Annotated in this window: 6 protein-coding genes and 1 tRNA gene; 6 read left to right on the top strand and 1 reads right to left on the bottom strand. The window is 47.3% G+C overall.

The window, feature by feature from the left end; all coding sequences use genetic code 11:
* The first annotated feature begins 710 nt into the window (after positions 1-710).
* Together radC and QUA99_RS31545 are read left to right on the top strand one after the other, a co-directional pair.
* Positions 711-1442, top strand: a complete 732-nt coding sequence (gene radC, locus QUA99_RS31540) for a RadC family protein (protein ID WP_333245153.1) — start codon at positions 711-713, stop codon at positions 1440-1442.
* Between the two features lie 315 nt (positions 1443-1757).
* Entirely contained in the window at positions 1758-2102 is a 345-nt protein-coding gene (locus QUA99_RS31545) for a DUF1815 family protein (RefSeq protein WP_333245150.1), read from the top strand.
* An 861-nt stretch (positions 2103-2963) separates the two neighbouring features.
* Here the strand turns inward: QUA99_RS31545 and QUA99_RS31550 are convergent.
* On the bottom strand, positions 2964-3998 hold the full coding sequence (locus QUA99_RS31550) for an endonuclease/exonuclease/phosphatase family protein (protein ID WP_333245148.1): 1035 nt from the start codon (positions 3996-3998) through the stop codon (positions 2964-2966).
* A 251-nt stretch (positions 3999-4249) separates the two neighbouring features.
* Between QUA99_RS31550 and QUA99_RS31555 the strand changes: the two genes are divergently transcribed.
* From QUA99_RS31555 to QUA99_RS31570, 4 genes are all read left to right on the top strand, one after another.
* Positions 4250-4729 carry a DUF4079 domain-containing protein gene (locus tag QUA99_RS31555; RefSeq protein WP_333245145.1) on the top strand — a complete coding sequence of 160 codons (480 nt, stop codon included), beginning with the start codon at positions 4250-4252 and terminating at the stop codon, positions 4727-4729.
* A gap of 589 nt (positions 4730-5318) precedes the next feature.
* Positions 5319-7937 carry a ComEC/Rec2 family competence protein gene (locus QUA99_RS31560; RefSeq protein WP_333245142.1) on the top strand — a complete coding sequence of 873 codons (2619 nt, stop codon included), beginning with the start codon at positions 5319-5321 and terminating at the stop codon, positions 7935-7937.
* A 60-nt stretch (positions 7938-7997) separates the two neighbouring features.
* A tRNA-Ser gene (locus QUA99_RS31565) sits at positions 7998-8084 on the top strand.
* Between the two features lie 67 nt (positions 8085-8151).
* The gene (locus tag QUA99_RS31570) at positions 8152-8364 is read left to right on the top strand and encodes a hypothetical protein (protein WP_333245139.1); all 213 of its coding nucleotides are present in this window, start codon (positions 8152-8154) and stop codon (positions 8362-8364) included.
* The last annotated feature ends 755 nt before the right edge of the window (positions 8365-9119 follow it).

Genomic DNA, 9119 nt, shown 5'->3' on the forward strand with positions numbered 1-9119 from the left:
TTTTCTTGTTTTCTTGACCCTACATTAGATTCTTCTGAGTCCTTGTGTCAAGCCTAATTGAGATGCTCTTACCCTGCTATTTAGAAAGCTCTTATTTTTTTAACAACTACCTAAAGTAAGAGATTTAAAAGTTTTTATTGTTATTTGATCGACATCAATAATTCTTAAGTTATAAATCCTAAATTGCAACTTTTTTAAGGGGAATTTTGAGCTATTAATTGGAAATAAAAGTAATTAATCGCTGCAATTCGCTAGTCGGAGGTGTGTGATGTCCAGCTTGTTTGTATTAACTTTCATGTTTTCCACACCGGCTTTTTGTCTGGGTCTGCTAAATCCTCAATGGGTGGGACTGGGCACTCGCAAGCGATCGGCTGCCTTGTACGGCGGGTTGATGGCAGTTTCGTTCGTTTTGCTTGGGGTTACAGCACCTAGGCCGCCGCAACCAGTTTCCTCGGGGCTGCTGGCCTCAACTGAATCGCCAGAATTTAGGGTAAGCGCGCTTTTTCGCTGAACGCAGGGTGCTGAGTCTGCAGCTCACTTTTATGGCATCGAGAGCGAGACTCGATCGCTTGCCAAACGCTGCGTTAGATTTGCTATGCCAAAAACCTCGGTTAATGATGAAGGCTTTTTTCGGTGATTGTACCAATTGAAGAACGCCAATCGATCGGCTAAAATCATCTAATTGTTGAGCTTGCGGTGCTGGTGCAGCTATGACTTACAGCTTGAGAATTGTCGATTTGCCAACGAGTGAACGGCCACGGGAACGGTTGATGGCGGGTGGCCCGAAAAGTTTGGCGACTGCGGAATTGATTGCGATTCTCCTGGGTACCGGACAGGGAAAAGGCAAACTTTCGGCCGTCGGGCTCGGACAGTATATTTTAAATCAGTTGAGCTTGCACCAGCGCGACCCTCTGGCTGTGCTCCGCAGTATTAGCGTTCAGGAGTTGACGCAGATTCACGGGATTGGGCCTGCTAAGGCAACGGGGATTTTGGCTGCTGTGGAGTTGGGGAAGCGGGTGTTTCAGTCGCGGCCGCCGGAAATGGCTGTGGTTGACTCTCCGCAAGCGGCGGCGGATGCCCTGAGTCAGGATTTGATGTGGCAGTCTCAGGAACGTTTTGCTGTGGTGCTGCTGGATGTGAAAAACCGGCTGCTGGGTACTCAGGTAATTACGATCGGCACAGCCACGGAAACTTTGGCTCACCCGAGGGATATATTTCGGGAGGTGATCCGCCAAGGGGCGACGCGGGCGATTATCTCGCACAATCACCCCTCGGGAATTGTGGAGCCGAGCCCGGAGGATATTGCTTTGACGCGGCAGTTGCTGGCGGGAGCGCAGTTTTTGTCGATTCCGCTACTGGATCACTTGATTTTGGGGAATGGGGATTTTCGGAGCTTGCGGCAGACTACGACGCTTTGGGACGAGTATCCTCAGGGGGATTGAACTCTTATACTTAACTAATTTGATTGCTGTCATTAGTTATTTGTATCTTTGGGCTGCCGACGGCTGAATCACCTGTGACAGGAGGCAAATTTTGAGGCTGGAGTCCCGGGCGAGAGCGTGTTTTGGCTGAATGTCGCTGCTGATACTTAGTTTCTAGCGCAACTCGGTTAATCTAGTATAGGTAGGCTGAAGAGGTCGCTAATCCGATTTTTTTTTAGCATACTAAACGTATACTGAACCAGCACCTAAATACCCACTTATTAAGAAATTCTTAAATGGGATGTAAAATACACGGTGTGGTGATAGGAGGAGAACGTGTTTCTGAGACTTGCAGAACAACACCGTAAATTCGTCCAAGATTTGGTAATGAACCTCCAAGCTTTAGCGATCGTGCTAGAGCATCGGGGTTATCTGGCATCCTGCTACACTTGCGGGGGTCAGATGAACAGTGCCTCATTTATGGTCAGTTTGACGGACAACCATCTGATTAGATTTTTAGTGTCAGATTACGGTATCACTTGGACTGAGATGCGGGACGACCGCGAACTGATGAAACTAGAAGGTGCAGAAGCTATTAGTCAGTTACAAGAACTGGCAAATCTCGTAAAGTATCAAATCCAACCTTCGGAAGCTACTTTAGCGAAGGCGCAGCGAGTTTAGCGATTGCACGGTTCCGAGGAAGGCGACGCAAGAAAGTCGGTGCTTGTCTGCGACAACCGAATCCCCAGCGAGTTAGTTGAGAGGGTTCACGTGTTGCACAGGGATGGCTGCTCAACAGACAAGGGTGCTCTCAGGGTGCCTTCAGACGCTCAGTTTAGCGCTGAGTCGATCGAACTCTCATCGGGCAGACGGCATACTTTATGCAAAAAGTGTCAAACTTGGAACCTCTAGTTTTTTTTCAGCAGTTGATTCTCCCTTGAGAGCGATTAGCAAAATGTAGAAGTCTGACTGCTCGTCGGCTGCGATGTTAATTTCTCATTTTGGCATTCAAAACTTTGGCATTCAAAAGTCAAGGACTTGAAATTAACTTTGAGCAGGCAGGTAGAATTTAACATCCAGAGTGAGGATGAGGCTGTGAAGATGGGGTGAAGGGCAGACCCGGAGCTATGGCCTACGGGCGATTCAGGAGTCAACTGCAAACCCAGTAAGGCTTAATTCCAGCCATTAGTCGTCTGGGCTTGATTGAAAACATCTTCATTTGTCTAAAATTCCTGGTTTGGATAGTCGCGAATTCCATGAGACTGTTGGCGCATCAATGCTTTGTTTCCTTGGGGGGTTTAATAATGAACCGCCAAGATGTCAAGTACGCCAAAAAGGAAGAAGAAAGAAACAGCAAGGATAGAAAAATTAATTGCGGCAAATTACCGGAAATGATCGAAGAGGGGTGCGACGGGAGCAAATGTCGGGTGTCACCCTTCACGGATTCGCCAACAGCATCACGATCTTAGCCCGGAGCTTAAATTGACACCAATGACCTCGCGATCGCCCCAGCAAAGTGTTGCGCACCCCCTACACTCGTCCCTATTCCGGTTGCATCCGCAGTTGGGCAGACACCGGCAGATGCTCTGAACCATTTGCCGGTAAAACTTTGGCTGATTTTGCCCCCCAGTGCTGAGAATACCAAACATAGTCAAGCCTCACCAGGGGAAAAGTTAATTTCCAGTTTAACTGTTTAACCAGTAAATTCAGATCCCACCCGTTAGGAAAAGTAAAGCCAAAACCCAGTCCTGCTGTTCGGAAAGCATCTTGCATAACCGCTTTCAAATAATAGTAGTCTTGAGACTGGTCAGTCAGATTAAAGTCCCCAGCGGCAATAGTCGGCAGCGTTTCTTTCTGGAGTCGCCGCACTAAATCTTGAATTTGTGCCGGTCGGTCGCCGTACTCGTAAACTGGGATTTTGAGGAAAGGCAAAATTTTATACTGGCGAAACCACGGTGGGGTTGTTGAAATGTTATAAAGAACTACATCTTGCTGGTTCATTTCGATAATAGCTCGTTCTTGTGGTTCGTTCCCACCGGCTAGCTGTAACTTTTGGAAAGAGCGAATGGGATATCTGCTGAGAATCACATGGTATCCGCGCCCCAGGTGGTGCGGGTATAATGCCGCCAACTTAGAGAATACTTCTTCGGCGTAATCTTCTTTAATTTCTTGCAAACAAATGAGGTCTGGTTTTTCTTCCTGAATTAGGTTAACCAAAGCTTGTCGGGAGTCGTGATGCCAGCCGAGGTTGAGAGAAAAAACCTTGAGAGTTGGCTGGGAGTCACTGATGTTCGCGGGCTGGGGAGAAAAGTAGGTGACGTGTAGCCAACCCAGCAGGCAGATGCCAGCCACAGAGGAAACAATCGCGAACCAGCGTTTCTTTATGATAAAAAACCCTAGAATTGGCAGCAGGAAGATTGGCAAGAAAATCCAAGGAACAAAATCCCCCATCAAGGCAATCGGCCACAGCCTGTCCCAAAAGATCGGTCTCAGAATCAGATAGCCGACAATCAGTGCTGAGTAGGCGTAGGCGAGAAGTTGAGCAATTCGCTGCAAAAATCGGTAAGGCTTAATCATAGCGCCGTCTGCAATAGCATCCTCTTACTGGTGTGGGGACAAAAAACGGGATACTGCTCAGCTCAAATTAACTGAAATGACCTTCCCTTGCTGAGACTAGGGAATACACTTCTCCTGTGTGCGGCTCTTTTATTTTATACAGACTTCTGGCTGGAAACAGTGATTGAAAATCGCGATCGGTATATTGCTATTTAGAGTAAGTTGTTGGTTAAACCAAAATTAGCGATCGCGAAGTTAGGAATCTCAAGCAAATGATAAATCTCAGCGAACTACTAGAACCCATCGCCAGTCAATTTCGCAGTCTGGGAATTCCCGAACCAATTACCCATTGGGGACACCCTGTAATGATGGGGATAGTGGTGGTGGCGATGGGCAGTTTTGTAGGGTATACGGGATGGCAGGGACGTTTGGCCGCCGATAAAGATGTCGCACTCAAAAGTCGCTCGGATCACCGCAAGCTTGCACCGTGGATGTTTCTGTTTCTAGCTTTGGGCTATACAGGGGGCTTGCTGTCGCTGGTGATGCAGCACCAGCCTGTCATGGAAAGTCCGCATTTTTGGACGGGTTCGGCAGTGCTGGTGTTACTGGCTGTTGGCAGCTTGATTTCGCTAACGGGTTTTGGGGGTGCGAAACTAGCACTGCGCGCGGTTCACGCTTATTTAGGCACGACGGCCCTTGCACTTATGGTGCTGCACGCGGCTTTCGGTTTAAAATTGGGGCTGTCTATTTAGAAGAGGAAGAGCAAGGGGAAGGGGAAGGGAAAGAATGTCAGGAAAGAATTTTTGCCATAACTTACGCACGGGTAGCCAGAAACCGGGTTTTTTATCTCTAGTCCTGGACGCATAAATACCAAAGAAACCGGGTTGTTACCAGTTTTAAAGGTCGGGATGCAGTATTTTCGCAAAAACTCGGTTTCTGACCACCCGTGCGTCATATCGTTTGCGGTTGCATCGGAATGATGCTGAGGACACGGCACGGCGCCGTGCCGTGTCCCTACCCCGGTTAATTGTAGGGACACGGCGCCGTGCCGTGTCCTGACTGTGGGTAATATTAATTCCGATGCTACCTGAGTTGATATAAGTCCTAATCTAAATACACGGCGTTTAGCTTTTTATCTAGTAGGAGTTACGCACGATTGTTTACAAACCGGGTTTTTTTACAAAAAGACGGGTTGTAGACCGCTGATTCGGTAAAAAACCCGGTTTCGGGGCCCCGATGCGTCCAGGACTGTCTAGGTTGAAAAACCCGGTTTTTTTGGTAAGGAGTGCATAAGTACCGCATAGGTTTCCCTGAAATATTCCCCCTCTAAATTACTAATTAATGAATCAAGCAACGGGTGCAATTTTTTGTCTTGCCTACATTTTGGGATTGATTTCTACAGCGGTTCCTTGGGGTAGATACGGGATACTTGCTTTGGGAATAGCGGTGGCGATCGCCCTGCCGAAATTGTTGCGAAAATTTGCTCGAAATTCTGTAAAAGTTACTAAGAAAAGACGCAGCAGACAAAAAGAAAATGCTCTTGAAGAACCCTTAGATGCGAGGGAAGAGTTGAGTTTGTTGGAGATGCTGCCGAGATCGAAATGGGTGTGGGCCGTTGCGGGTTTGGTGGCATTTCTAGCTAGCTTTTATTTTGCAGTTCGATCGCCCCAACCGGCAATAGATGACATCAGCAAACTGATTCCGGCTGGCGGGAACACTCAAGAAGTGGCGGTGACAGTTCGCGGTAGAGTTGTTAGTACGCCTCGATTGACTCGATCGGGTCGATCGCAATTTTGGCTAGAAACAGATTTAGTTAGCGAAATCAACGGGGGCGAGGGAGGAGCAGTTGTAAACCGCCCAGTATCGGGTAAACTCTACGTTACAGTGCCCCTGCTGCAAGCAACTGGCTTGTACGCCGACAATACGATAGCAGTTGTGGGTTCCTTGTACAAACCGCAGCCGCCGTCGAATCCGGGGGCTTTTGATTTTCAAGAATATTTAGCCAGGGAAGGAGCTTTTGCAGGGCTAAAAGGGCGTCAAATTGACTGGAGGAGAGAAAATGCGATCGCGGATGTCAATCGAGTTAACAGCCAAACGGCTGCTTTCTTCGAGCCAAGCGGGATGCAGCCATCGAAAATTCAAGCTATGCGGCTGCGGATCGTGCGATCGCAGCTATCGCAGTTGAACGTTCCCGAAGGCCCGCTGATCGGTGCGATCGCCCTCGGCAAACAAGCGGTTGATTTACCTTACAACATCCGCGACTATTTTGTACAGGCTGGATTAGCCCACGCGATCGCAGCTTCCGGCACTCAAGTTTCGATGGTTTTGGCTTTAGTTCTAGCTTTAACCAGGCGTTTTTCCAAACAATTACAATTTTGTTTTGGCGTCGGTGCTTTATTTTTGCTCGTGGCGTTAACTGGCTTTGAAGCTTCAATATGCCGCGCCGCTTTGATGGGATTTGGAACACTATTTGCTTTGGTGCTCAACCGCGCAATTAAGCCGCTGGGATTGCTGTTAATCGCTGCTACTATTTTACTGCTGGTTAACCCTTTGTGGATTTGGGATTTAGGTTTCCAACTGAGTTTTTTGGCCACTTTGGGGTTAATCGTGACAACGCCGCCACTGATGGCAAAGTTGGACTGGATGCCGCCCGCGATCGCTTCAATTTTTGTGGTTCCGATCGCCGCTTCAGTTTGGGTATTACCGCTGTTACTTTACGTTTTTAGTGTCGTATCACCTTACAGCATTTTAGTCAATATTATTGCGGCTCCTTTGCTGTGGATTTTGAGTATTGGGGGGATGGTTAGCGCTTTAGCTGGATTGATTTTTCCGCCGGCTGGCAGTGTTTTAGCGCAACTGCTGGACTATCCGGCAAAGGGCTTAATTGCGATCGCCCAATATTTCTCGCAATTACCCGGTAATTCGGTAGCTGTCGGTCAAGTATCGGTATTTCAGCTAATCGCGCTGTACAGTTTAATTTGCTGGGTTTGGATCGGGGGAAGTTCGGCAACGAGCAATGTACAGGAGGTAACGGATGTAACGGATATAAGGAGGAAGGAAGAAAAAATACGGAAGCCGGAAGCAGTCAGAGGGAAAAACCAGGAAAAAGGGAAAGGGAAGAAGGGGAAAAGCAGAGTTATTGCGCTGCCGAGTTTTTCATCTGCTTGGATTTTACCGCTGGCGCTGCTGGCGGGAATAAGTATCATAGTTTTGCCAGCTTGGCACGTTCAAGCATCTTTATTTCAAGTTACTTTGCTAGCGACATCGGGCGAGCCAGTTTTAGTAATTCAAGATAGGGGAAAAGTGGCGCTAATTAATAGCGGTGATGAAAATACCGTGAGGTTTACAGTGCTGCCTTTTTTGCAGCAGCAAGGAGTTAATTCTTTGAATTTTGCGATCGCCGCTCACGGTCATTTAGGTTTGAGCGGTGGTTGGGGAAAATTACTAGAACGCTTGCCAATTAAAACATTTTATGATAACCAGGCTCCGAAACAAATTCACCGTGGCAACAATCAGGAATTTATGACGGCTGTGCAATCTCGCCAAGGCGTTTACTTTCCTTTAGAAACTAACAGTACCGTCGATCTGGGTTCGACCCGGTTGCAGTTCGTGAATGCGGAGATTCCGGTGGTAGAATTCCTGGTGGGAAATCGAACTTGGTTGCTAGTCGGTGAAATGACACCGGAAGCGCAAAAAAAATTGGCAGCAACGGGAACCTTGAAGCCGGCTCAAGTGCTGTGGTGGTCAGGAAAAGCTCTGACGGCTGAGTTATTGGCCGCAGTTGGGCCGCAAGTGGCGATCGCATCTGCTGACGAAATCGACCCAGAAACCGCCGCCCAACTGCGCCAAAGCAAAACCCAGATATTCTGGACAGGGCGCGACGGAGCCCTCCAGTGGACTCCAGCAGGGGGATTTAAGACCACTTTGGAATTTGAAGAAAATCAAACTTCTTTTTTATAAAGATTTACAATCTGGCGCACTGTGCGGTAAAATACTTTTAGCTCACATCTCAAATCAATTGGAGAGGTGGCAGAGCGGTTGAATGCGGTAGACTCGAAATCTATTTTGGAGGCAACTTCAACGTGGGTTCAAATCCCACCCTCTCCGTACATCCCTTACTACACAAGGCTTTGAGGCTATCCGCTTTTTTAGCCACACGTGCAGTTTATCGGCAGTGGTATACGAAAGTGGTATACAAACCACTCTTGTATACCACTTTTTGCTTTCACTCCACCCCATCAAGCGGGCGATCGGTCAGGGCAGGAGTATTTCTAAAATTGCCTCCACGTCTGCCAAGTCCACCCTCGACCTTTTACGCCGCGCTTTCAACTGGTTGAGCAAGTTGGCCGCTTCTGGAAATACTGCGACGGTCGGAGCTGAGTTTTGATTTGCGGTAGTCCTGCATAGTCAGGATAACTGAGGGTTTTATTTAATACCCACATTCCGCAGATCGGACCCGGAGGGCTGATACTTTTCATGAATTAAGATCCCTCAAAAATTTTACCACCTAATTTTTCGGGATTTAGTGTCACTTTGAACATATCGCCCTTGTTTTACTCTAAAAATAAACTTCACTTCCTTTTCACAGAGCCAAGATGCCAACTTGACACTGCCAAATTCAGGCAGCGCCTAAAATGAGCACTTCATAATCTGACAGTAACTCTAAAACAGGAGCAATTAGAGCTTGTTGTTCACAAATATTACTACATCCTCTCTTGTCTAGTAGTCGCCAGTATAAGGGGATACTTCGTTTTTCCCAGACCAGACTGAGCATAAATACGTTATGCGATCGCCCGAAGAGTACGATCTATAGCAAGCTTCAAAGGTTTCGATTTCTTAAATTTGGCTGTTAAGATTTCTTTGACCAGCGGAAACCACAGACTTTTGGTAGTTGAGGCGGTCTAATTTGAGAAATCGTTGCAGACTACGCCGGAGGCTCTCAAATTGAATTGGATAGGGCATTACAGAAGCGAGCAATTCAATACTAACCTGTCTGTGGCTGGAGCAATAAATATACCAGAATTTTGAGATTCAGGTAGTCTGCTGGTTTGAGTTGTTTTTCTAGATATAGCAATCCTAAATGATTATCAAGACTATGATACAATTATATGCAATACTCGATCGTGAATAAAAAGATGAATA

Origin of the sequence: Microcoleus sp. F10-B2 (assembly GCF_036704965.1) — a bacterium.
Taxonomy (GTDB): domain Bacteria; phylum Cyanobacteriota; class Cyanobacteriia; order Cyanobacteriales; family Microcoleaceae; genus Microcoleus.

Bases quoted from the DNA above. Each gene is read 5' to 3' on its own strand.
- QUA99_RS31550 (WP_333245148.1), bottom strand. From the start codon at position 3,998: ATGATTAAGCCTTACCGATTTTTGCAGCGAATTGCTCAACTTCTCGCC.
- QUA99_RS31560 (WP_333245142.1), top strand. From the start codon at position 5,319: ATGAATCAAGCAACGGGTGCAATTTTTTGTCTTGCCTACATTTTGGGA.
- radC (WP_333245153.1), top strand. From the start codon at position 711: ATGACTTACAGCTTGAGAATTGTCGATTTGCCAACGAGTGAACGGCCA.
- QUA99_RS31555 (WP_333245145.1), top strand. From the start codon at position 4,250: ATGATAAATCTCAGCGAACTACTAGAACCCATCGCCAGTCAATTTCGC.